Genomic DNA, 24,121 nt, shown 5'->3' on the forward strand with positions numbered 1-24,121 from the left:
CCCCGCGACCGGCCGCGTCGCGGTGTTGGCTCACCCTAATCCTTTAACTCGTGAAGTTTATGCCGCACGATCACGGCTGGCGGCAGCAGAGAAGACAGGAGGCTGGGGCAAATTTTCTCGCTCGGGATGAAGGCGGTAGTAGCGATCAGTGACCCAGTGGTTGATCTGGCGGTCCAGCGTGATCAGAAATTTCATCACGCTGGGGGGAGCTTGCCCCCATAGGAACCGCTTAACCCAGGGTTTGATAAAAGCTTGATGACGACGATAGCCAAGACGCTGATAGCGCTTACGAAAATATTTGTCTTTTTTGGGTAAATCCCACTTTTTGCGGAAGTATTTTAGGCTGCGGATTTCCCATTCGTCACTCCAGCGCAGCATGAAGTAGGCTAAGTCTGACCAGCGAAAGAGGACTTCGGGAACGTAGGTAACGACGGAGGCGGGTTCACAGTAAACGGTGCCGCCGACCTGGGCAAGGGTGAGACAGAAATCAATATGTTCGCGAGTGCTGATCAGGTTTTCATCTAGGGGACCGATAATATCGAAGAGCGATCGCCGCACCATCATGCAGTGAAATTCGGCAAATTCACACTGGCGACGGTGAAGTTGGTCTTGCACGTCGGTCACAGGACGATTAACAAAATAGTGTTTTTCATGGACGCGCCGCTGTTTTTTCTCACCTTTTATCTGGAGGACAATGCGGGCTTCACCTCCGGCTAGGTGAATGGTGTCGCCGAGGGGCTGACCGATGCAGGTGAGGGGGCAAACAACAGTGGCGTGCGTTGCTTCGGCGCAGTCAGCTAACGGTTTGAGCCAGTCGGGGGCGACTTCAACGTCGTTGTCGATGAAGACGACATATTGAGTATCGGGGTAAGCGCGATCAACGGCGGCAAGTCCCAAATTGCGAGCCTGGTTGGGGGCGAGAAAGCTCTCGGTGCGAACCAACTCGAATCCCCGCTCTGCGGATTGCTTCTGAAGGTAGTTACTGATGGAACGGGGGGAACCGCCATCCACGTAAACCAAATTGAAGGGAGTTTGAGTGTTTTCGTAAATGCTTTCGAGCGATTTTTGGGTATGGCTGAATCGTTCGCGAGGGGAAACGATGAGAGTAATGTTGGATTTCATAGCGGTAGAACAGTAAAAACGATTATGAGGTAAGGGCAATTAGCGGCAAAGTAACCTCGCCACCACTCCTACGCCGATAAGGCAAACATTTTCTCTGGAACGGATTGCAGGACGCGATCATAAACTTCGGCCCAATGGGCTTGTTCGATGGCAGGGGCAAGCTGGTTTAGCACCGTTTCGCGGGCTTGCTGACCGAGTTGCTGGCGCAGACTAGGGGATTGAGCCAACTGCCAGAGAGCGTAGGCCAGGGCAGAGCTGTCGCCGGGTGGAACGACGAGGGCGTTGTGGCGATCGCGCAAGATCTCGCCAATGGCATCCACCGGAGTGCCGACGATGGCGCGTTCTGCCAGCATGGCTTCGAGCATGGCGTTGGGGCAGCCATCGTGCAGGGAAGGAACGGTAAAGATGTCAATGTAGGGCAAGTAGGCCAGGGCTTGGGTGCGCTCGATCAAACCGGTGAGGATAATGCGATCGCGGATAGGACTCGCCTGAACTTGCTGTTCCCAATAGGACCGTTCGCGATCGGCGTAGTCACCCACTAGGAGCAGGGTCAAGGGAATTCGAGCCGCGAGTTCGGCACAGGCGTCCAGCAGAAACTCAAGTCCCTTTTTATCTCGAAATCGTCCAATAGAGCCGATAACGGTGCCTTGAAGCTGATTCAAGTTTTCAGGGACAGGTAGGTTGCTGAGATCGAGAGGCAGGATAGAGTTCCAAAAGGCAGTGGTACGGTAACGGACTTCAGGAACGAGAACACAGACCCGGTGCCTGAGGGCGTGACTGACGCAGGTGATCCAGTCGGAGTTGGCTAGTGTCCATGTCACTTGACCATGCTGCTTAGGGTTGAAGACGTGCTTATGCAGGTCGCTCCCCCGGACGCTGTTGATGACGGGAATGTTGAGTTCTTTAGCCAGGAGGGTGGTCAAGAATCCCGTTTCGTTGATGAAGAATCCGTGGAACAGGCTGAATTGAAAGCGCTGATGGAGCTGTTCGAGTAGAAAGTAAACTTCGCTGAGGAAGTCCTGCACAATGGGATTGTCGGAACGAATGGCAGGGTAGAGACGGTGGATGCAGATGTCATCTTGAAGGTGGGAGAGGGTTTGCGATCGCCGTAGGTTGTCGTCTTTCCGCTGCTTTGAGTGGAAGACAGCAACGTGAACTTCGTAGCCGATATCGTTCAGCATGTGAGCAATGCGGGCGACCGATTCCCCGACACCGCCGACATCGGGGGGGAATTCAAGGGTGGTGATGCAGATTCGTGTTTTTTTCATGGTGTGAGGGGTTTTTGGGCTTAACCGTAGGGGCTGATAACTAAGGCTGGTATGCAAGCGGATCAACGGCATGATTGTTGGACAGAGCCAACCTAGATCTTGGGAACAGTCAGTTCACTGGTGGGCGCCATAACTGACGCTATTGGTGTTGCTGTGAAGTCCCTGAGAATCTGAGCCGTCTGAGCGACGCCGTTGAGGTCCAACTGAATCGAAGAGGGTTGGGTTCGCAAGTAGTTGACAATTCGCTGGGCCAAGCGTTGAGGATGCAGGTCATTGGCACGAATCACAGAAACAATACCCATTTCTTCCAGCCGTTCGGCACGGATGGTTTGTTCTTGGTCGCCGTTTCCCGTAAAGGGCAGCAGCATACAACGGACTCTTGTTTTGAGGACATTTAGAGTCGTGTTATAGCCGCCCATATTGATGGAGAGATCCGCTTGTCGCATGTGTGCCATGAGATTCGGTGTATAGCGCTCAACGGTAAGATTTGGTCTTAATGTGGCAAAGGACTGGAAGTAGTCGTGAATGGTATTGGGAGAAAAGGGTCCCGTAAACATTTGAATGTGATGAGGAATGAGGCCCTCTAAATAGATGCTGGCTTGGGCCACACAATCTAGAAGTTCGTGACCGAAGCGCCCGCCGCCAACGGAGGTCAAGATGGTAGGGAGAGGAGACTGATGAACAGTTCGATATTTGGAACGGCGGAACGACTGTGAGCTTTCAGATTGAACGACGTACCCTGTGTAGTGAACCGGGCAATTCAGGTCAGCAATGCGGGAGAAGCTGCGTTCTAGGGGCATGAACTGGGAGTCGCCGTGGATGAGAAGCAGATCAAAGTATTGGTTGATGAGTTTGCAGACTTTGGCTTCGTGACGCGCTTGATCTTGCTTGGTGACCACAATATCTCGCAGGCTGGAAACGATTTTGGTGCCGCGATCGCGAGCAGCTTCAATTAAAGGAATTAACTCTGGAGAGAAACGGCGGCGGCCAAAGGGAAAGAGTTCGATCATCAACACATCAGGCTGAAACCGCTCCAAGATGGTAAGCATTTGCTGACGGCGGCTGTCAAAGACCGTTTCGAGGGAGTCAAAGCCAGGGGGCAATTGGAGTTCGGAAAATTCCTTGTCTGTTTTTAGCGGCGGCAGTTGGATCACTTCGACCCCTTTGGGAATCGGCAAGTTATTGACGGCCTCACCTCCGTTAATGAAGCAAATCTGAAAATCCTTGGTTAACCCTTTGACAATTTCCATGCTGCGAATCAGGTGTCCAATTCCCAGAATGTGCTGACAGTAAAACAACAGGCGTTTCATCGGATAGCGGTCTCCAGATTGGGGGACAGAGAAGGGGATACGGGATAAGGAACCGTTGTGGCGGTGCGTCGTAGGGTCTGTAACAGCCAATCTTTGACTTGGCCGACGTTCAACTCCAGCGTGAAGTTTTGATGGACGGTGCGACTACCAGCTTTTCCGAGCCGAGCACCCAGGAACGGATCGTTAGCCAGACGGGTTAGGGCAGTGGCGATCGCCGCTCCATCTTTTTCAGAGACCAGCAAGCCGTTTTGCTCAGACTGCACCAGCTCGGTAATGCCTGAGATAGCGGTAGTGATGACGGGAAGGCCCGTTGCCATCGCTTCTAACAGAACGTTGGGGATGCCGTCGCGATCGCCGTCGTCGGTCACCAGGCAAGGCAACACAAAAACGTCGGCCCGATGGTATTGTTCAATGACCTGGTCTTGGGTGAGCTTGCCAATGAGGGTGACGACTTCGGTCAGTTCTAAGTCTTGGATCTGCTGGCGGATTTGCTTTTCCAAGGGACCAAATCCAACGATGTTGCAGTGGAAAGGAATCGCCGCGTCCTTTAAGATGCAGCAAGCTTGAAGCAGATAGGGAAACCCTTTTTTCTCACAAAATCGGCCTACTGAGAGGATTTTTAGCGGTGAACGGCTAGGGGTTGGAGCGAGGTTGGGCATCGCTTCAGGATTTGCCGCAGCAGGAAGCTGATGGGGGGCAAACCGAGAGAGGTCAATGCCGTGATAAGAGAGGTAGATGGGCGTATCGGAAGTTGAGATAGACTCCAAGTGGCGACGGTTGTAATCCGTACAGGTGAGCACAAAATCGGCGCTGCGAATGCGGCGATTGAGGGCAGCTTTTTCGGTCAGATAGATGTCTTTGGCATGGGCGGTCATGCTGAAGGGGATGCCGCTAAACCGTTTGGCAATTTCAGCGGTGGCAGCAGGGATATTGGCAAAATGCACGTGGAGATGATCAATATTGAGCCGCTGCATTTCGGTGGCGAGATAGCATCCTTGCAGAAATTCATTGAAGCGCCGCTCTTCCAGGCGATCGCAATAAAACTGCAAGGTTTCCAGCATCTGCATCGGATGACGACGGCTCCAGGCAATTTGATTTTCAATAAGCTGGCTTTCTTCCTCTAGGTCCCATTCGGGCAATAGGGAAGGGAGGTAGGTCACAGGCGCTTTGAGCTGGCTAACTGCTGGATGGTGGTTCCGGTCTGTAGGCTGACGCAGGGAAAAGATGTGCAGGTTAATGCCTTGCCGCTCTAGCTCCAGCATTTCGTTCAAAATGAAGGTTTCTGAGAGCTTCGGGAAGGTCTTCAGGAGATAACCAACAATTGGTCTTCGAGGGGTCATAAGCGTTTTTCTAACTAAGAGGGAAGGGGTACGGCGGAAGGATCAGTAAAGTGCTTCAGGCGACCAGTTCTGATTTAGAAACTAAGGGGGTAGACTTTTTTAGGTTGAGTAGGGCTTCGGTAATGCGAGGTAGGGCGTTGAGATCGAGCTGGTAGGCGGGTGTTGAGGGAGTTGCCTGGAGTTCTTCAAGGAGATTCTGAGCTAGGTGAGCGGGGGTCAGGACGTCGGGGTGAACGGCGCTGAATAATCCCAGTTCTGCCATGCGCTGTGCTCGAATCCACTGTTCTTCGACAGGATAGGTGCGGGGTACAACGATTGCCCGTCGCCGCAGAGACAAAATCTCGCCTACCGTGTTGTAGCCGCCCATCGAAACAACTACATCGGCAGCGGTCATGTAGCTAGCTAGGTCATCGGTAAACTCTAGCCAGTGGAGGTTGGGCTGTTGTCCAATTCGCTGTAGCAGGTCGCGCTTTTGAGGGCTGGGCATTTCTGGGCCGCCAACAATGAGGCTAACGATGGACTGGGTAGGAGCGATCGCGCTCTGGGCTTTCAGATAAGTGTCCACTAGTCGAAAACCATCACCACCACCCCCTGGCGTGACTAGTACTAATTGATCGGATGGGGCAATGTTAAAGGACTGGCGAACGTCGGCGATCGTTCGGAGGCTGCCACCCCGCCGGATATAGCCCATAAAACGAGTTTTTGCCGTCAATGCAGGCGGAAATTGGTAGGCCTGAGGAGCATCAAAGATATCGCGACTGCCGACAACCCAGACCTGGTCGTATAGGGTCTCTGCCAGGGTGTAGTAATTTTCTCGCTGCCACTGGGCGATCGTGGCGGTTGGACTATCCAAAATGTCTCGCAGCAGCAGCACTAATCGAGTCGATGGCAACTGTTGACTTAAGTAGTCCAGAGTAGGCTGAAGTTCTCCCCAAAGGCCGTTAGGCTTTTTGTCAACCAGCAGAACATCGGGCTGAAAGTTGGCTGCCGCCGTGCGGATAAGCTCACCCCGTAACTTGAGAGCATCCCCCAGTTCAGACCTGAGGAATTTAACGCTCATGTTGCCGTGCTCATCCCGACCTAGGCAGGGCAATTTGATATAGTCCAACCCCTCAGGCAAACGTAGCTGATGCAGTGCGGGCGATCCTGATATGACTAAGATCGAAACGCTTGGAATGGCTTTCAGCAAATAGTCACAGATGGCGACCATCCGGCGGATATTGCCTAGTCCAAAAGCGTCATGGGAATAGACCATTAACTTCATGGGATGTCCCTTTTGAAAATGCGTGAGAAGGCAAGAGCAAAGAAACAATAAGCAAAGTTTTAAGTAATCCTATTGACTAATTGTCAATATTGAGTGCGCGAATAAACCGTTCGACAATCTTACTTTCCAATGCGTGCATAAAACACCCATGAAGTCTTTATGAGATCCATTTAATGAATGTTCATTAGACTTTCATGAGAATTTTTTTAGAGTTATGAGACCGATCCTCTAAGATTAGTTGAGGCGTTTAGCGAGTCACCTTTACAGCGATCGCCTGTTATTAAAGTAGGAACTTCTATCAGCTTCATTCGTCAAATCAGCGAATAAAGATAAGTCGTTTCCATTCGATAAATCGGTAGATAAAAGTAAATCGGTTTGAAAGGTCGATCATCGCCTTGGTGAGATAGTTAGGACTGATCACTGATAGAAGATGAGAATGTCAGAAAATAGTTTATGGGTACTAATTTCTCGAAATCTTAAATGTTGACATCTTCTACCCTCTCTCCCTAAAACTACCGTGAAAAGCACCGTTCGTCCCTTATTTGAAGTTATAGAATCAGGATCTGCTTTGCGGATTTTTAAGTGGCTACAAAAACTAAGGCGTGAGACCCGCACCCGCATCCTGTTGCTTTATGCAGCAACTATGCTAGCAGTGGTTGCTGCTTCGGTCCCAATCTTTCGATATTTTTTATTCTCTGAAATTAATGCTCGGGTTCAGGAGGATTTGAGGGAAGAGGTCGAGGAGCTTCAAGAAGCTTATGAAATCTGGGATGCAGCTACTCCAGAATCTAGAGCAGGCTTGGTTAGTTTCATTGACAATTATTTGTACAACCAAATTCCTGAGGATGATAATTTTCACATTGTTGTCTTTGAAGGGGAATTTTATGGGGCCAATCCTGGTGTGTTGCCAAGTGTTCTGGATGCTGATTCAGATCTGATGCAAAAGTGGATGCAGTGTTCTGAATCATCAACCTCGATTGAAGAAATTATTGTCGTCCCCAATCCAGAAATTGGCAGCATTTTATATCAAAATCATGTTTTAGAAATCGATAATGTTCCGGTTGGGGCCTATATTGTTGCTCATTTGTCTGCTGGTGAACGAACTGAGGCACTGACAAGCGTTTATATCTTTATCAAAGTTGCCATAGGGGTAATCCTGGTCTCTTTCTTGCTTGCTTGGTTAGGCAGCCGTCAATTGCTTAATCCTGTTCAACAACTCTCTAAAACCGCTAGGAGCATCAACGAGACCAATCTATCCCAACGGTTGGATGTCAAAGGGTCGGGAGAGCTGGCCGAGTTGGCATTGACTTTCAATACGATGATGGATCGTGTTCAAACGGCGTTTGATACCCAGCGTAATTTCATCAATGATGCGAGTCATGAACTGCGAACCCCTCTGACTATTATTCAGGGGCATTTGGAGTTGATGGACGAGGATCCTGAAGAGCAGCAAGAGACGCTTGATTTGGTGATGGATGAGCTGTCTCGCATGGGGCGATTTGTCAACGATCTGCTGCTGTTAGCTAAAGCAGAACGTCCTGATTTCTTGAAGCTAGAAACGATAGAGATTGAACCCTTTATGAAAGCGGTGTTTGCCAAGATCACGGCTTTGGCTGATCGCCACTGGGTGCTGGTTAATTCTAACTGTGGCGTATTGGTCGCCGATCGACAGCAAATCACAGGGGCGCTCATCAACTTGGCCCAAAATGCTGTTCAGCACACCGCACTGGATGACACGATTGAGTTAGGTGTTGAGAGGACAAGCGGTCTCTTACGATTTTGGGTTAGGGATACCGGAAACGGTATTTCACAGAGTGACCAGGAACGAATTTTTGATCGCTTTGCCCGTGCAGCAAAAACATATCGTCGCTCAGAAGGAGCAGGCTTGGGGTTAGCAATTGTCAAAACTATTGCTGAATCTCACGCGGGCTATGTGGAGCTGATTAGTCAAGTTGGCATCGGGTCCACTTTCAGTTTGATTTTGCCGGTTGAACAACCCGAGGAAAGGCGACCTGAATGACCCATATTCTGATTGTTGAAGATGAATCTCGAATTGCTTCTTTTATTAAAAAAGGGCTGGTCTCAAACGGCTTCACGACGTCTGCTGTTTCTAATGGTGAGGAGGCGATCGCGATTGCCCTTGATGCTCAAATTGATTTGATGATTTTAGATTTGGGTTTACCCAATCAGGATGGGTTGGATCTTCTGGAGAATCTGCGTGGTCAGGGATTCTCAGCCCCAGTGATTATTCTGACAGCGCGTGATGACATCCGAGACAAGGTAAGTGGGTTTGAGCGAGGGGCTGACGATTACATGACGAAGCCGTTCCGCTTTGAAGAACTGCTGGTGCGTATCCGCGCCCGTTTACGTCCAGTTACGGGGGCATCCAGTGCTGGGCAGACGGATACCGTGTTGATGACAGGACAGATCTTACTTGACCTAAAGACCCGCCGCCTCAACACAAATGGACGAACGATTGATCTTTCAGCACGAGAGTTTGCCCTAGCAGAAACGTTTTTGAGGCATCCGAATCAGGTAATGAGTCGAGAGCAACTTCTCGATCAAGTCTGGGGATATGACTATGCTCCTGGTTCAAATATTGTTGATGTTTATGTGGGATATTTACGCAAAAAATTAGGTGATGATGTGATTGAGACGGTTAGGGGTATGGGGTATCGCCTACGTTCGTAAGAGGTTTCTCATTTCCGCTTAAGGGCTATCTTACTCAGGTGTGTTGGAATTTGAGGGTTACTTAGTAGCTTTTTTCGAAAAAGATTGCAGGGTATACTTCAATACGTCCTATTTATTTTTCTCAAGGCTACTGTTAGGTGCTTTTTAGTCGGAATCTATGTCTTGCATCCTAATTGCAGAGGACGAACCTAGAATTGCAGCTTTCATGGAGAAGGGGTTAAAACGTGCAGGCTTTACAACGGTAGTGGTGACAAACGGTTCTGCTGTTGTAGACAGTCTTGTGAGCGGAACATTTGATCTACTACTGCTTGATTTAGGTCTCCCTGATAAGGATGGAATAGAGATTCTGGAAGACATGAGGCGACAAGGCTTCACAGTACCCGTCGTCGTTGTCACTGCCCGCGCTTTGGATCTTAGGGAGCGAACAGAAATCGGCATGACCGGCAGAGACGTTGTCAGCAAGCCTTTTTTGATGAAGGATCTTGTGCAGAAGGTGCGATCGCTACTCAATCAATAAAGACAGGTAAAAGGATGAAACCTGTTCTTTTGAGCATCTACCTGTCTCATTTTTAGACTTACTGATCTGCTAGTTAGTCTATTTATTTAACTTACTGGTCCAATTGCGAGACAAAGTCTTATTGCTCTAACGGGAGGGATGATGGCGGAGATCTTAGATATAAGTAAATCTCAAAAATAGACTCAAAAGCTGATTTTATAGTCCTAAAAAGATTTTTTATGGACTCATGGTGAGGCAAAGGGCATGAAGAAAATTGCTGTTTGTCTCTAGCTTCAGGACTTTTGATAACAATGTTTGTGGAGGAGCGATCGCGGTTTGAAACTACGTACTCGAATGAACTATCGATACATCAATATCCTATATCGCCTCCTCAATGGTTATCTCTTAGACAAAAGTCGATTAAAGCTTGAGACGGCAAGGCTTCTGGCTGCTGCTTACAGGGAGTCATAAGACGACTCTATCGGCTTCGCAACGTCCTTCGGCCTACGACCAGGACGAATCTGCCGTCCTGGACCTCGCAGAAAGGGGGTCGAGCTACGCAATAAGAGATCAACTGCAAGATCTAAGTATCAGCTATCAAGCACGAATCGTATATAGACCCAGAAGTCTATTTGTAAGTCTAGTTGAGATCCTAATTAGTCTATTCATGAGACAAAAGGTTACTGGATCATATCGCTATAGCCAACACTGGTGAAATAGCGATATGAATAGGCGAATGCTGCAAAAAGCGACCCCTTAGAACGGTTTTATGTCCTAAGAGGTCGTTGTAGTTAGTTTTTCAGCTTTTTTGTCGGCTATTGGCGAACTCTTACGGTCTCCCGCTGAGACTCAATGGCGGTTGCTTGGGAAATTTTCTTATAGTTCCACAGTCCAAAAATTATCCAAAAAGCGAGCAGGCCGCCTGTTAATAGCAAAATAGCGAGGGGACCAAACCGATTGATCAGTACAGGAGCCGCCCCTGTGAATAATCCACCTCCGACAATCGGCTCAAAAAACAGCTGTTTGTAGCCGAAGCTTTCAAAGGCACCTGTGCGGTCATCCGGATCAACCATCCGCATTAGCAAAATTCCGGTCGCGGTAACGCCCATTGATTGTCCCATATCACCAATGCCACGCTCAAACCAGGCTCTGGGAATCATGCGAGGCGCGAAATAGATGAAGAACAGGACGTTCCATGTAATGCCTGCGATCGCCAATACGGCAAAAGCTCCAAAATTGCGGGCGATGATTGCCAGGCTGATAGACGCTAAGGCTGCCACAATTGTGGCGTCCAGAGCTACACCTCCAATGCGCACCATGAGCTGACGGCTGATGAGATATTGCTTGTTCAACCGCTTTAGAAGGAGTTGAACAATGATTCCACCAACCAACGCCATTGGGAACAAGGGGATGCCACCTAGGACTTCAAATCCAGTTCCGCCTCGGTTCCAGGTCAAGGATTCAATGAGGACTAGAAGCTCTAAGATGACCCAGCCGATCGCGATCGCGACGCCGACAAAGCCAAACTGTAATGACAAGGGATCAACAAGCAAGCTGCTCAAATGACGGCGACGTTTCTCAGTGGTTTCTGGATCCTCCTCTTCGACGGGAAGGCGCTCTTGAGCATCGGCTGGGATATCGTCGATGGCTTGCCTACTCGCTACCGTATGCCCTCGATGACGTCCCCAGTTGGATAAGGCCACGCCGGCGATAATGCCAGTGACGATACCGACAGTCGCCATTCCCACTGCCAAATCCGGGCCAGCCTCAAATCCAACCTCCTCAAATACCTCAGCCATCCCTGCTGCGGTCCCGTGGCCTCCTTCAAATCCAATTTCAATCAATGCTCCGGAAACGGGTGGCAACCCAAAAACTGGACCGAGTACCAGCATTGCTAGCAACAGTCCAACAACATACTGGCCCCAGGCTATGGACTGTCCGAAAGCAACTTGAGGTGAAGCTCGTCGCCAAATTTCACTGGGTGGTGGAATGAATTCGCCTAAGAAGATAGTTGCGAAAACGATATTGATAAAAACACCAGGAATTGCAGACCAAACAGCCAGGATCGGTTGAGGGAAGAGACCATTAGCAAGGAGGCTCCCTTCGCCAGCGATCGCTGAAACAATGCCTCCCAGAACGCCAGGTCCTAACAACAACGCGACGACTCCGGCCACAATTGAGCTTGGCAAAAAGAGAGCTTGTAACACCCCCACATGCTGACGTATCCAACGGCCAACTAATACCAAAAAGCTCAAAGTAATGAAGGCAAAGAAGACATCTACAAAGGTGTAACCAGGGCTACCATCACCTCCTTGGGCTATTGCTGCAAACGCTGAAGGCCCAGCTACTAAGAACAAAGCCATCAGGAAAATTGAGACCAATGGCTTTGAGCGGCACTCTAAAAACGCCCCTTTGAAGAAACGTTGTAAACGCAATCCAGGCTGTGTCACCCCTATGCTCCCCTCTTAATTTTTTGCTATTAGCTGACTAAAAACCATTCCATAAGTCAACATTTTTCTGAGCATAAATTAGATTTTTTTTGAAATCAATTTCGTATCAGATCCTACACTACTGACTTCCCAGAGATAGAAATCTCGCCCTTAGTATTCCAGAAAATATAGGGCTACAGAGCAATTGACAAAGTACAAATTTCTAAGCTGAGCATTGCGTCTTGCAAAATCCAATGCTATAGAAACCTGTTTCAAAGCTTTACCTGAAAGGGTTTCAATCATCTTTCCAGCGCTTTACCTACCCTGGTCGAAGGTCGATTAACTATCATTGGTAATTCGAGATAATCGCTTACCTGACCATAAGAGATCTGTCCTTTTAGGACAGTAGTAGCCTGTTGTATCGCGATTACCTGACATAACTAAAAGCTTGTGTATTGGAAGTATCTATACCACTGAGAAAATGCAGAACTTTTATGCCTGTCTCTCGGTTGCCTTAAGAGATGCCTGGGTTGATTCAAAAGCTATCAGCACACGCGATACCTAGAACTGCTGTCAGCTAACACTCAAAATAATCACACCGCTTTGACTGCAATCTCACAGTCTGACAGCTTCTCATTCAACGATATTGCTTAAACGTCAATCCAGCCTCAAGACTCACAAGTATTTTATTGAGTCTACAAACAAGAAATTTGAGTCCAATCTCAATTCAGCCAAGTATGATGCTTTTGGGTTTATGTGCCTATTCTGCCTACTAGCGCTAACCTTGCGATGGGATGGAAGTTGGATACGAAAGGGGCTGCGATCGCGCCCCAAGGGGCCTTCTCAAAGCACAGCTCAAATTAGTCCAAAAGTAGTCCGGCAATCAATACGAGAGATCTTAACCCACTTCGGCTTAGGGTTTGAGGGTTTAGAGTGTTTGCGTATCCCGCAACTATTCAAGAGCGCCTCCGAATTGAAGCACTGTGCATTGTCTATGGATTATCCGTTCTTTCTGAGAGACTCATGAAAAACAATTTAGGACTTTATTGGAGATCCATAAGTCTTAAAATAAGACTAATTAACTCTAGCTCACTTTTCTTGAATGGATTATTGCCAGGCTAATGCCTAGGCACTAGCCTGGTGCTTTGGCTATGAAGCTCCGCCTCAATCTGACAACGGTGTTTTCAACCTCAGGGTCCTGAGAGGACTTAGACTTTTATTTGACTTGAAAGCGTGAAAGCAGCTTTGCTCAATAAGCATTACTGAGCAATTAGACACTAGAAGGTGCTAACTCCTTATCTTCGCTAAACAGGTCATACCACCACTGCTGGACTACTTCAGACGCTGTTTTCAGCATTTCATCTCCCTGTTGAATGGCTGTGGCATAGTAGGCTTTCGCTTCTTCTCCAAAGCCACCTGCCTCTACATGGCGAATAAGAGATTGGATAATCGGTAATGCAATTCCCAAAACGAAAAGGGCATTAAAGCCTGCCACACCTGCCGGAGCAGATAGAACAACCACAATTTCAGGGAAGAGTGCCATTACCACGACAAAAAGTAGAAAAAAGATAGGGGTGGCAACACCTGCACGAACAGCGGCAGCAATTATCTTGTCACGGAATTCTTCAACAGTAATGTCGCCTCTGTAGAGATCAAGCGCATGAGACAGAGCTGTTACCAGTGCCTGAGCCTGTCAGGCTAGAAAATTGTGCACTCCACCACTACATGGAGTGCTTGTTCAACTACTTTAAGATGAAGACTACGATCGCTCTCAGCTAAAGCCTCTCTCTTCAAGGATGCAACAATGCCTTCACCGTTACCCGGAATGGATCCCTACTTAGAACATCCGCGTTCCTGGCCCAATTTTCATCATCGGTTGATTAGCGCGATCGCGATCGATCTAGGCCCACAACTACGTCCCAAATATCGCGTGGTCGTTGAAGAGGCAATTTACCAGACTGAAGGACAGAACTCCGTCTTGGTAGGTGTCCCTGATGTTACCGTCCAAAAAGCAAAACGCGCTCAAGCCAATGCCGGTAGCGAGCCAGCTTTGAGTATGACGGCGGCTCAGCCCATCCTTGTTGATTTGCCGATGCCAGAGGTTATTCGACAGGGGTATCTAGAAATTCGAGAAGTTGCCACCAGTGAAGTTGTTACCGTCATCGAAGTCCTCTCACCGACCAATAAACGTCCCGGCGAGGGACGACGAACCTATGAAGCAAAACGCCAGGTCATTCTAGCCAGTGCTACCAGCCTGGTCGAAATTGACCTATTGCGCCAGTGGCCGCCCGTTGTTCAGCTACCTGAGCAGCTAAAAACGCACTATCGGATTTTGGTGAGTGCCAGTTCCCAACGCCCGCAGGCAAGCCTTTACGCCTTTAATTTGTCAAACCCAATTCCCGCATTCCCACTACCGCTTCAGGAAACCGAGTCAGAACCCATCGTTAACCTGCAAAATCTACTGAGCGACATCTATGATCAGTCAGGCTATGACCTAGTGATTGACTACACCATTCCGCCAGTGCCTCCCCTGCCAGAAACAGACGCTGCATGGCTAGCAGAATGGCTTGCCAAAAATCACTGATAGTCTTTTGCACTGGTTTTTGAGATCGATCTATCCAGTTCGAATTCATTGATCGCCGCTGTCACCGGCAAACCCTTGAGGCTGAGTATCCCCCCAAACTTTAGTAATAATCGCGATCGGGTTCAGGTTGTGGTTCATAGAAGTTCGACGGGTCCATCATGAACCGGAGTGCTTCTTCCTCCAAGCGGTTAATAAGGTACGACTCTAAAGCATCTGCATGGCGTAGCGCCGCGATATAGCCTTCAAGGAAAAGGCGAAGTTCATCCGTACGATAGCCCCGATTCCAGTGATCGACGAGCGAGTCAGTGATTCGCTGATAGTATCGGACGGATCTAGCATCCTGGAGCATGGTTTTGAGTGATTCTTACCTGAGCAACAGTTGAAAACTAGGGTTTAAAGGACCGTGGAAGAGCCAGCTCAAGAAAAAGCTGCACTCCTTCACAATCTGCTGATTTCTTAATACTTTACTGAAGTTTGGGTTCTAGCGAATGTTTAGTCTGTATGAAATTCTTCTACATAGCCTGTCTGAAATTCTTCAGACTACGACCTGTTAAAGAAAAGGATACAAACAACCTCAAATTTGCAGAATGCTTACACAGCAGTATTTTGAACGTTACCCACGTCTGCTGAGCCGCTGGTTTACTCGTTTAGAAGAATTTAAGCTAGGGATGAGTAGTTGCCGTTACAAAAATTTGGTTAGTGCTTTGTTATGTTGAACCAAATTTGTTGGTTCTAGGCCAAGAGGACTGGTGGGTACAGCGACTATACAAGTTATTGAGGGAAACCCTCATTTGCGATCGCTCCTGGGCTGGCACCTGCAGCAATCTGGATATCGAGTCTATCAGTCTGCCGACTTGAGCCGTGCCCGTGATACTTACCAAACGCATCAGCCCGACCTGCTCATTTTGGATGCTCAGCTGCCCGGCAGCGACAGCCTAGAGTTTTGCAACTGGGTCGCCCAACAGGGACAAGCCTATATATTGATGCTCTCCGCCCGCGATACGGAAGCTGACATTGTAGCTGGGCTAAAGGCCGGCGCAGACGACTATTTAACAAAGCCATTTGGTATGAGAGAGTTTTTGGCGAGAGTTGAAGCGCTGACCCGACGGCTGAGTCGATTGAGTGCTCCAGCAGCTCTTACCTATGGTTCACTGCATATCGACTTAGTGCATCGCCGCGTCCAATATCACGAAACCTATATTGACCTAACGCCGCAAGAATTTAGTTTGCTCTATGTGCTCACCCAAGCCAGCGGTCAACCCCTGAGCCGCAGCGACTTGTTGAAGCGGGCCTGGCCCGATGCCATAGACAATCCTCGGACGGTGGACACTCACATCCTGTCTCTCCGCAAAAAAATCGAAGCTGATCCCCGTCAACCCAGCATCATTCAAACCGTTAGAAACGTCGGCTATCGATTCAACGTGGATCGATTGTTAACCAATGCGGCAACCCCTGATGACACTCCGGGCGAAGTACGATCAATGGCCGCTGCAACCTCCATACCTGGATCGGGCTAAGACCCGTGCTCGATTTTCGATGTCAGCACCGAGACCATCACAATAGCTGTACTTTCAGGCCTCCTTCCCGCTGCGGTCTTGCAGCACAAAATCAAAGATGTGATGAGCCAAGCGACGCTTTGAGCACTGAGGAACCGCTCTTCTATCACCCGTTTTGCTAAGAAGAATCGCTCGGTTCGAGTCACTGCCAAAGCCGCTGTTCTCCTGATCAATAGGATTCGCCACGATCGCATCCAATCCCTTAGCTTTCAACTTATGCCATGCCGGAGTTTCAATGTCCCCCGTTTGAGCCGCAAAGCCAATCAAAACTTGGGCTGAGCTTTTCTCCTGCGCCAGATGAGCCGCGATATCAGGCACAGGAACAAGCGGTAAATCATCAGGCAAGGCAACTTTAGGCAGTTTGCCCAGCGCGCGATCGCGGGGTTTCACATCCGCCACCGCCGCCGCCATGATGATCCAATCGGCTCGGGGAAGATGGGCCATCATCACCCGCTGCATATCGTCAGAGGTGGTCACCGAAACCTGTTGAATCCCCGTTGTCGCTGTGAGATGCTCCGTCGCCATAGGACCATGAACAAGGGTGACAGTAGCGCCCCGGTGACTAGCCGCCTGCGCCAAGGCAACCCCCATCTTGCCCGTCGCAGGATTACCAATAAACCGAACCGCATCAATATATTCATGAGTGCTCCCCGTGCTGATCAGGATTTGCTTCCCAGCCAAATCGCGTTTTCCCTCAGTCAGCAGCAGGGAGTCAATAACCGCCAAAATTTCAGCAGGTTCAGCCATACGACCCTGACCAACGCGATCGCAGGCCAACAACCCAGTTCCTGGCGCGATCGTGTGATATCGCCGATCCGTCTGCAATTGTTTCCAGTTGCGCTGCACACTCTGCTGCTGCCACATGTCCGTGTTCATAGCCGGAACTAGCAAAGCCGGACAGCTAGAGGCCAAAACCGTATTCGTGAGCAGGTTATCAGCAAGTCCATAGGTCAGCTTCCCTAACGTATTGGCCGTTAAAGGAGCCAGCACTAACAGATCAGCCGTTTCCCCCAGCTCGATATGTAGCGGACGGGCCTGATGAGACTGCCAAAATTCCTGGTCAGTGTAAGCAGGGTGACGGCAAAGAGTCGCCAACGTCAGCGGCGTGACAAACCGCTGGGCCTGCTCCGTCAAGACTGGAATCACTTCAGTTCCCGCCTTTGCCAGCGTAGACGCAACCTCACAGACCTTGTAAGCAGCAATGCCGCCCCCGATGCCCAAGATGACTCGATGCTTCCGGCTATTGGACGCGCCAGCTCCCATCTCGCTCACATCGCTTAGGCTTCGTCATAAGATTCGATATCAAGCAGATAAGTATAGTTCTGAACAAGTTCTGGACGCTGAAAAGCAAGCGCTCTCAAAAGATGCCAATCTCTTAAACCTTCGAAGGCATTATCGTAAGCGTCCCTTTCCAACCGCTTTGCAAGTTCTGCAACCGACTCTTGGGTCATCGCCAAAACGGATTCTTGTGATACGTGTAATGTGTTCATGCTTGCTCCCCCCAGCATTCATGTGATCGTAGAGGCGATCGCAAATCGATACTCAGGCTAGCAAACAAGTCAGCTTGCAACGCAATCGCCCCTAGAAAGTAATTCTGTCAAAATCAGACGCCTCAGAGACGGTTTGCTATCACGAGACTGAAATCAACTATCCTGCTGATTTTGCAATCCGCAACACAGGACAAACAGTGATCGTGCCGAGTATTCCCCTAGACACTTTAATCTTAGAAGCCCTGTACAAGAGTGCGATCGCAAGCGCGTCAAAACTTATTCAAGTTTTCGAGAAGTTGTTTTCCCTTGGATCAATCGCACATAGAACCCGGGAAAACAAAGCGTATTGCATCTGATAAGACAAACAGGACTTACGCAGTTGCATCCGACTTTGGCCCCTTAATCCCCAAATATGGGGAAGCCGGATGCAACGTCCCCCAAAATTGGGGGATGCAAGGGGGCCGTGCGTAAGTTCTAACAAATTGAAAATTTTCCAAGAAAAAGGCACACCCAGAAGATTCTAAGTGTGCTGCCAGATTGAGCTCTTGCAGTCTAATTGACCCCATAGACATCAGTTTGTTCCTGCCGCAGAAAAGATTGACAATTTATGCCACGAACCCAAAATCAAAGATGTTCCACCTCTCCTTTTCACGAAGCGTACGTTAGTATGGGCACCGAACCAAACTCAAACCAATGCGTCTGACATCTTAAGCTGACTATGTAGTGTGAGGTTTCGTGAGTTCTCTGCCCTCCTGCGATCGCCCCTCCGAAGAACAGCCCAAACCCGTAAAGACAGATCATGGCCCCATTATCATGACGGCCCTGATGTTTTTGGGGGTGGCATGGCTCATCTCGACAGAGCATCCGCTTATCTTTGGGCGATCGCTTCATCTCCATTCATCCACTTCGGTCACTGAGCCAATTCCACTAGAAATGGAAGGCGGTGATCCCTATGTTCGGGCATTGATGAGGACCATTTCAGCCGCAGAGTCCAATACCAATGAGCCTTACCACACACTCTATGGCGGCGACCTGATTAACGATCTGACCCAGCATCCAGATCATTGCATTGAGATTGTGGCCGGTCCCAATCTAGGCGACTGCACAACCGCTGCCGGACGCTACCAGTTCATCACCACAACTTGGATAGAGCAGGCCCATCACTATCACCCACAACCGCCCCAGTGGTACTCCTGGTGGGCCGAGTATAGTTTCGAGCCTATCTATCAGGACACAGTAGTCTATCGGTGGCTCAGTGATGCCACCTTCTGGGGAGTCGATATTCCCACACTGCTCCGTCAGGACAAGCTAGAAGACGTCTTGCATCTGCTCTCTCCAACTTGGACGAGTCTGGGATACGGCATTGAAGACAATGCTATGACCCCCTATCTCGGAGGAATCTATCAGTCCATGCTGGAAGAAGAATTGCAGAACTGTAGAACCGCTAATGGAGGTGGCTGTTAATTGGCCCTCATTAGACCACACGTATGGGTCAGCTCGTTAAAGCAAGCCAACGGCCTGTAGGATAAACACCAAAATGCTGTTGATGATGGACAGCGCGATCGCGCCAATAATGGCACTCATAATGCCCCATCGTAGCCGGAAACCCTCAATCAGCATGGCAGACAAGCCAAACACCACAATGCTGATAATGAGCGGAACCAGTCCCAGACTGATGATTGCGCCAAAACTACGGAGTCCCTGAGGAAGGAAGTGGTATAGGCCATTTAGAATGCCAATCACAGCGCCTCCCATGAGTGCTTTAGCTGGGCTATCCACCTCAACCCCGGTTGGCAGCAGCGAGACGATCCATAGACTGACCGCTAACACAACGACGGTAATCAAAAATGCAATGATCATTCTGAGAACTCCTTGTCCTTATAAACGTGCGACTTAGAGGAACAGTAGCAGCCACAGCTCAGGGATGAAGGCAGACGCATAAAGCTTGCCTCTGCGGAGCAGCAGACCCATCAATCCCTTCCCTGTATTGGCTTTAACGCTCTCAACCGTCCTAGCTATGTTGGCTACAGCGATTAGAAGCTGTTCTAAAAGTCATCTGTTGGGGGCAACGCAATCGAGATGACAACCCTCTAAAGCTATCGATATTCAGAGAGATGAATAGTCCGTTAGCTTCTTTCTGACGCACTTTTTCCCAATTATTCAACACTATTCCGCTTGCCAGTGAGTATCCTCTCAAATAAAACTTAAGGCTGGGCTAAGGCGGCTGAATTGGCTCAATTTGGCGAAATTCATCTTCTATGGACATAATGCATGCCCTCTACATCTCCCAATCCTAGAAGCTGTCGTCGTTTAGCGCTCAAATACCGTATTGGACGGGTTTCCAGCCCCTAACTGATCACCCTAGTACCGCTACGCGGAATTCAAAATTCAAAATACTCTGCGAGAAGAGCAAAGCTCTACAAAACTAAGGTAGATAAGCTTTCCGAGCATTTTGCAGGGTGAGCCTATTCTGCCGTAGTGTACTAGCTATTAATGGAGAATGGGCACAGCAATGCTTGTACCACAAGGCTTCTGAAATCAATAGATGATGCGCCCTCATGGACGTGAAAATCTTTCGGTAGAGAGTCGTTACTTGTTGGTGAGAGCGTTAGCATACGTTAAATTCAAGCGATCGCTCTTCTAATCCCATGAAACAGTCTGTCTTTCAGCGCATTTATCGCTCGCTTCTAGGGCATCCTATTGCTCGCTGGTTCGTGATCCTAGGGTCGATCGCTTACTTAGTGAGTCCAGTCGATATCTCCCCAGACGCTATTCCCATCTTAGGTTGGGTTGATGACGGCGTCCTGACAGCGCTCCTCGTAACCGGGGTGACAGAGATCCTGTTAGAGCGTCGTCGTAATCTCAAAGCCGCAAAGTCCGAAGCCGAGATCTCCTCAGAACAAACGACCGTTAACACCTCAGCGTCGACCGTTGATTGAGCCAATACCCATGAGACTGCAAACCAATCGCTCCATTCCACTGCTAATCCTGGGCGTGACACTGCTAACGCTTTTAGGTCTATCAGTTTTGTATTGGCTATCGCCCGAATGGCTAGCAGTATAGGCGTGCTTTGCACCCAATGGCATCCGGTGCCTATTGGTGTAGCCCAATGGCTCGCCGTCTTATCCTAATGGAACTGGGACGGCTATAAAATACGTACGTTAATGCAGATTGGCTGAATATTAGCGTCTAGGCTGCTTACAGGATGTCTTCATTGAGTCGCTTTTTTGTGCCTTCAGCTTTAAGAACAGCAGTTTGCCGCTCCTTGAGAATGTAGGTTTGCATATAGCCTCGGCCTTTAATTTTGATAGGGCCTCGGTCCTCAAAATCGTAGCGCGTTTTGAGGCGATCATACGTACTCTTACTGACTTGAATTCGGTCATCAATGCCGTGGGACTCCATGCGGCTAGCAATGTTTACCGCGTCACCCCACAGGTCATAGCTGAACTTCTTAATGCCAATCACGCCAGCTACGACAGGCCCAGTATTAATGCCAATGCGAAGCCGAAAAGGACTGCCATCGGCGCGTTTGAATGACTGAATAGTTTCCTGCATTTTGATGGCCATTTCCAGGGTTGCTTGAGCGTGATCCGGTTGGGGGTTTGGCAGTCCGCCGACAACCATATAGGCATCCCCAATCGTTTTGATTTTTTCCAGTCCCAAAGACTCCGCAATACAGTCAAAAGCAGAAAAAACTTCATTGAGTAAGCAAACCAATTCATTCGGCGACATCTGCGTCGAAAGGCCAGTGAAGTCCACAATGTCTGCAAATAAGATAGTGGCTTCCTCAAAACGAGACGCGATCGCACCCACCTCCATTTTGAGCTGCTCAGCGATTGTAATCGGCAGAATATTGAGCAATAGCTTTTCCGACTTCTCCTGTTCCACCTTAAGCGCCATCTCCGCTTGTTTGCGATCGCTAATTTCTCGATGGACCCGCTCAAAGAGTTCGTAAAAAGCTTTGGACACTTCGCCCAATTCGTCTCGACGCTTCATTGCCTGGGTTTGAAAATTAGGAGGCTGTGCTTGTCCGACAGCATCCCGGGCCTGTTTCAAATCATCTCGCAGGCGCAAAACTGGAATAATCAAAATTCGCTCCAGCACCACAATTGTGACGAAGGTGACGAAGACCGAAATGATGATGACCAAACCACCGATCGCTAAGGCATACTGACGCATCTCGGACATCACGCCTGACGCATCATGACGAACAATCAAGATGTATTGATCAGAAAGGCGATCGCTCGGCCAGGCCACATCATATCGCTGACGGTCCGACGATAGCTCCGTAACCGTTGCACCTGGCGATACAGCTGCACAGTCAATCACAGGTGTTTCGCCAAAGGATTCCACCACCTCACCATTGGACAGGCAAAGCACAGCTCCTCGAATAACCGAATCGGGCTTGAGGTTCTGCTGAATAATGTTGAGCAACCCTATCGAGTTGTCTCCTAACATGATGCTCGCCTTCACAGTCAAGAGAACTTCAGAGGATAGATCGCTCAGCTCATCCAGCTTTTCCTGGTATCGCCGATAGAAAGATGGGATAAAGATAATCGCTTCGATGGCAATGATGCTAAGAAAAACCCAGGTCACAATGCGACGCGACAGGCGAGAGCGCAAAAGCCCCATTGATGATTGCAGGATGCTAGCCATAGCGCTGCTGGATGGTAACGACAGGAACCTCAATCAATATTACTGAGTCAGCAATAGGAGCTCCGGGGGAGCACATTTAGGAATAGATAAGAGTTCCCTGAGAGCAGGCTGATATCCCTGTTGTTAGCACCGTCTTCCTCAAGACGCTCTAACTCCAACCTCCAACTTCACGACAAACCTCAGTCCTATCAGGTATCCCGCACCGATAGACGAAAGCTACGTTTCACATCGCATTTCCAGGACGGCCTTTGCTAGACTGAACATCAACTCTGAATGCACATTTAAGGAAGGAAACGGCATCTATGACCGTCGCCATCATCCCCCGCAGACCGATCCAAACTCAAGAAATCCCGAGCTTAGACTATGACGCGACTCGCGATCGCTTCGATGAGTCATGGCGTAGCCCCCTTTCCATGCTGCTGGGGTTAGGACGGTCTGCAGGAGCTGACTTCGTTGAATTCTTTTTAGAACGGAATCAGTACATCAGCTGTATGGCTGAAGACGATGCCATTACCAGCATCTCGCCTCGCTTGGTGACAGGAGCTGGGGTGCGCGTGTTCAAAGGCAAAGCAGACTGTTACGTCAGCACCAACGACCTAACCTTCAGCGGATTACGGAATGCCTTGGAGAAAGCGCTCTCCATTATGGGGCTTTATCTGCCGGGACCTGCTGCTTCAGTCCCCGAAGCAAATTTAGAACTCTTGCGAGACTATGCCACGGCAAAGGGCAAAGAGGCTTGGCTAGGGGCTTGCAGTTCCATGCAGGAAATGGGTGAAGTTCTCCTGTCTGCCAATGGCGCTGTGGCCCAACACGGCATCCATATCCAGGCCCGTCGTGCCGGATATTTCCGAGACTGGCAGGAAGTACTAGTCGCCGCGAGTGACGGTACCTTTGCTCGGGACATTCGCCTCACACAGTCAGTGGGCTGCAATTTGCTTTGTGCCGATGGTGAGCATCGCTCCTCAATCGGTCAGCGACTCGGCGATACCAGCGACCCCGCTTTTCTACGAACCTGGGACTATGCTACGACCGCTCAGGAAGTGACCGAATCAGCGGGCAAAATGCTGTACGCCGATTACGTTGAGTCGGGCAATTATCCCGTCATCATGGCGAATCACTTCGGCGGCGTGATCTTCCACGAAGCTTGTGGTCACCTGCTAGAAACCACCCAAATTGAGCGGGGCACGACTCCTTTCATTGACAAGAAGGGGGAGAAGATCGCCCATGAGAATTTGACGGCATGGGACGAAGGCTTATCTGATGATGCCTTTGGCACAATCGACATGGACGATGAGGGAATGCCAACGCAGCGCACACTCCTGATTGAGAACGGCATCCTGAAGAACTTCTTGAGCGATCGCGCTGGCTCCATGCGGACAGGCCATCCCCGTACGGGCAGTGGGCGTCGCCAAAGCTACACCTATGCCGCCGCCTCGCGTATGAGAAACACCTATATTGCGCCCGGCGACTTCTCGATGGACGACCTGTTTGGCTCAGTTGAAAAGGGCATCTACTGCAAGAAGATGGGCGGTGGCAGTGTTGGCCCCACTGGACAATTCAATTTTGGGGTAGACGAAGCCTACCTGATTGAGAACGGCAAAGTGACCAAGCCGCTCAAAGGAGCCACGTTGATTGGTGAGGCCAAAGAGATTATGCAGCGCATCTCCATGTGCTCAGAAGACATCAGCTTGGCTCCAGGCTTCTGCGGATCCATCAGCGGCAGCATCTACGTCACCGTTGGCCAACCTCACCTCAAGGTTGACTCCATCACGGTTGGCGGTCGCTAGGCACTTTGAGCCGTACCATCCTGGAGTAGAGTTTCAGTCACTCAATCGCGCCTGAAACTCTAGTAGGTCTTAAAGTAGCGAAGCTGGGATCATGGTGGATAGCGGCGAGCGCGCTCCACCATGATCCC

The 24,121-nt window shown here is 49.6% G+C and carries 20 protein-coding genes; 8 read left to right on the top strand and 12 right to left on the bottom strand.

Going from position 1 to position 24,121, the window contains the following annotated elements:
• Positions 1-57: 57 nt before the first annotated feature.
• The 5 genes from PN498_RS14755 to PN498_RS14775 all read right to left on the bottom strand — a co-directional run bounded on the left by PN498_RS14755 (position 58) and on the right by PN498_RS14775 (position 6,304).
• Positions 58-1,122 carry a glycosyltransferase family 2 protein gene (locus PN498_RS14755; protein ID WP_272063579.1) on the bottom strand — a complete coding sequence of 355 codons (1,065 nt, stop codon included), beginning with the start codon at positions 1,120-1,122 and terminating at the stop codon, positions 58-60.
• Positions 1,123-1,190: 68 nt separating this feature from the next.
• Positions 1,191-2,390 (bottom strand): glycosyltransferase, encoded by a 1,200-nt coding sequence (locus tag PN498_RS14760; RefSeq protein ID WP_272063580.1) that lies wholly within the window; start codon positions 2,388-2,390, stop codon positions 1,191-1,193.
• A 92-nt stretch (positions 2,391-2,482) separates the two neighbouring features.
• Positions 2,483-3,700 carry a glycosyltransferase family protein gene (locus PN498_RS14765; protein ID WP_272063581.1) on the bottom strand — a complete coding sequence of 406 codons (1,218 nt, stop codon included), beginning with the start codon at positions 3,698-3,700 and terminating at the stop codon, positions 2,483-2,485.
• Positions 3,697-5,040, bottom strand: coding sequence for a glycosyltransferase family 4 protein (locus tag PN498_RS14770; RefSeq protein ID WP_272063582.1), 1,344 nt, complete (start codon positions 5,038-5,040; stop codon positions 3,697-3,699). Before PN498_RS14770 ends, PN498_RS14765 begins: the two co-directional genes overlap by 4 nt.
• Before the next feature lie 55 nt (positions 5,041-5,095).
• A complete protein-coding gene (locus PN498_RS14775; RefSeq protein WP_272063583.1) occupies positions 5,096-6,304 on the bottom strand; it encodes a glycosyltransferase family protein in 1,209 nt (402 codons plus the stop codon).
• A 517-nt stretch (positions 6,305-6,821) separates the two neighbouring features.
• On the opposite strand from PN498_RS14775, the gene PN498_RS14780 reads away from it, so the two are divergent.
• The 3 genes from PN498_RS14780 (at position 6,822) to PN498_RS14790 (ending at position 9,512) form a co-directional block, all read left to right on the top strand.
• A complete protein-coding gene (locus PN498_RS14780; RefSeq protein WP_272063584.1) occupies positions 6,822-8,324 on the top strand; it encodes a sensor histidine kinase in 1,503 nt (500 codons plus the stop codon).
• Entirely contained in the window at positions 8,321-8,995 is a 675-nt protein-coding gene (locus tag PN498_RS14785; protein ID WP_272063585.1) for a response regulator transcription factor, read from the top strand. The genes PN498_RS14780 and PN498_RS14785 overlap by 4 nt, the downstream gene beginning before the upstream one ends.
• Positions 8,996-9,152: 157 nt before the next feature.
• Entirely contained in the window at positions 9,153-9,512 is a 360-nt protein-coding gene (locus tag PN498_RS14790; RefSeq protein ID WP_272063586.1) for a response regulator, read from the top strand.
• 794 nt (positions 9,513-10,306) lie between these two features.
• On the opposite strand, the gene PN498_RS14795 is transcribed toward PN498_RS14790, so the two are convergent.
• Together PN498_RS14795 and PN498_RS14800 are read right to left on the bottom strand one after the other, a co-directional pair.
• Complete coding sequence (locus PN498_RS14795; protein WP_272063587.1) at positions 10,307-11,854, bottom strand: sodium/glutamate symporter; 1,548 nt, start codon at positions 11,852-11,854, stop codon at positions 10,307-10,309.
• A 1,336-nt stretch (positions 11,855-13,190) separates the two neighbouring features.
• Complete coding sequence (locus PN498_RS14800) at positions 13,191-13,463, bottom strand: hypothetical protein (protein WP_272063588.1); 273 nt, start codon at positions 13,461-13,463, stop codon at positions 13,191-13,193.
• Positions 13,464-13,724: 261 nt separating this feature from the next.
• Between PN498_RS14800 and PN498_RS14805 the strand changes: the two genes are divergently transcribed.
• Entirely contained in the window at positions 13,725-14,504 is a 780-nt protein-coding gene (locus PN498_RS14805) for a DUF4058 family protein (RefSeq protein ID WP_272063589.1), read from the top strand.
• A gap of 100 nt (positions 14,505-14,604) precedes the next feature.
• On the opposite strand, the gene PN498_RS14810 is transcribed toward PN498_RS14805, so the two are convergent.
• The gene (locus PN498_RS14810) at positions 14,605-14,853 is read right to left on the bottom strand and encodes a DUF6761 family protein (protein WP_272063590.1); all 249 of its coding nucleotides are present in this window, start codon (positions 14,851-14,853) and stop codon (positions 14,605-14,607) included.
• Positions 14,854-15,253: 400 nt separating this feature from the next.
• Here PN498_RS14810 and PN498_RS14815 point away from each other — a divergent pair, with 400 nt between their 5' ends.
• Complete coding sequence (locus PN498_RS14815) at positions 15,254-16,021, top strand: response regulator transcription factor (protein ID WP_272063591.1); 768 nt, start codon at positions 15,254-15,256, stop codon at positions 16,019-16,021.
• A 54-nt stretch (positions 16,022-16,075) separates the two neighbouring features.
• On the opposite strand, the gene coaBC is transcribed toward PN498_RS14815, so the two are convergent.
• Positions 16,076-17,323: a bifunctional phosphopantothenoylcysteine decarboxylase/phosphopantothenate--cysteine ligase CoaBC gene (gene coaBC, locus PN498_RS14820; RefSeq protein WP_272063658.1), complete on the bottom strand. Its 1,248-nt coding sequence runs from the start codon at positions 17,321-17,323 to the stop codon at positions 16,076-16,078.
• Positions 17,324-17,337: 14 nt separating this feature from the next.
• Positions 17,338-17,550 (bottom strand): protein IsiD, encoded by a 213-nt coding sequence (isiD, locus tag PN498_RS14825; protein ID WP_272063592.1) that lies wholly within the window; start codon positions 17,548-17,550, stop codon positions 17,338-17,340.
• Positions 17,551-18,285: 735 nt separating this feature from the next.
• On the opposite strand from isiD, the gene PN498_RS14830 reads away from it, so the two are divergent.
• Positions 18,286-19,014 (top strand): glycoside hydrolase family 24 protein, encoded by a 729-nt coding sequence (locus PN498_RS14830; protein WP_272063593.1) that lies wholly within the window; start codon positions 18,286-18,288, stop codon positions 19,012-19,014.
• Between the two features lie 36 nt (positions 19,015-19,050).
• On the opposite strand, the gene PN498_RS14835 is transcribed toward PN498_RS14830, so the two are convergent.
• Positions 19,051-19,410, bottom strand: a complete 360-nt coding sequence (locus PN498_RS14835) for a phage holin family protein (RefSeq protein ID WP_272063594.1) — start codon at positions 19,408-19,410, stop codon at positions 19,051-19,053.
• Between the two features lie 788 nt (positions 19,411-20,198).
• Here PN498_RS14835 and PN498_RS14840 point away from each other — a divergent pair.
• Positions 20,199-20,489, top strand: a complete 291-nt coding sequence (locus PN498_RS14840; RefSeq protein WP_272063595.1) for a YkvA family protein — start codon at positions 20,199-20,201, stop codon at positions 20,487-20,489.
• A gap of 259 nt (positions 20,490-20,748) precedes the next feature.
• Here PN498_RS14840 and PN498_RS14845 read toward each other — a convergent pair whose 3' ends face one another.
• Positions 20,749-22,206, bottom strand: coding sequence for an adenylate/guanylate cyclase domain-containing protein (locus PN498_RS14845; protein ID WP_272063596.1), 1,458 nt, complete (start codon positions 22,204-22,206; stop codon positions 20,749-20,751).
• Positions 22,207-22,508: 302 nt separating this feature from the next.
• On the opposite strand from PN498_RS14845, the gene PN498_RS14850 reads away from it, so the two are divergent.
• Entirely contained in the window at positions 22,509-23,993 is a 1,485-nt protein-coding gene (locus PN498_RS14850; protein WP_272063597.1) for a TldD/PmbA family protein, read from the top strand.
• The last annotated feature ends 128 nt before the right edge of the window (positions 23,994-24,121 follow it).

The sequence above is a fragment of the Oscillatoria sp. CS-180 genome, assembly GCF_028330965.1.
In the GTDB taxonomy this organism is placed as follows: Bacteria; Cyanobacteriota; Cyanobacteriia; order Phormidesmidales; family Phormidesmidaceae; genus Halomicronema.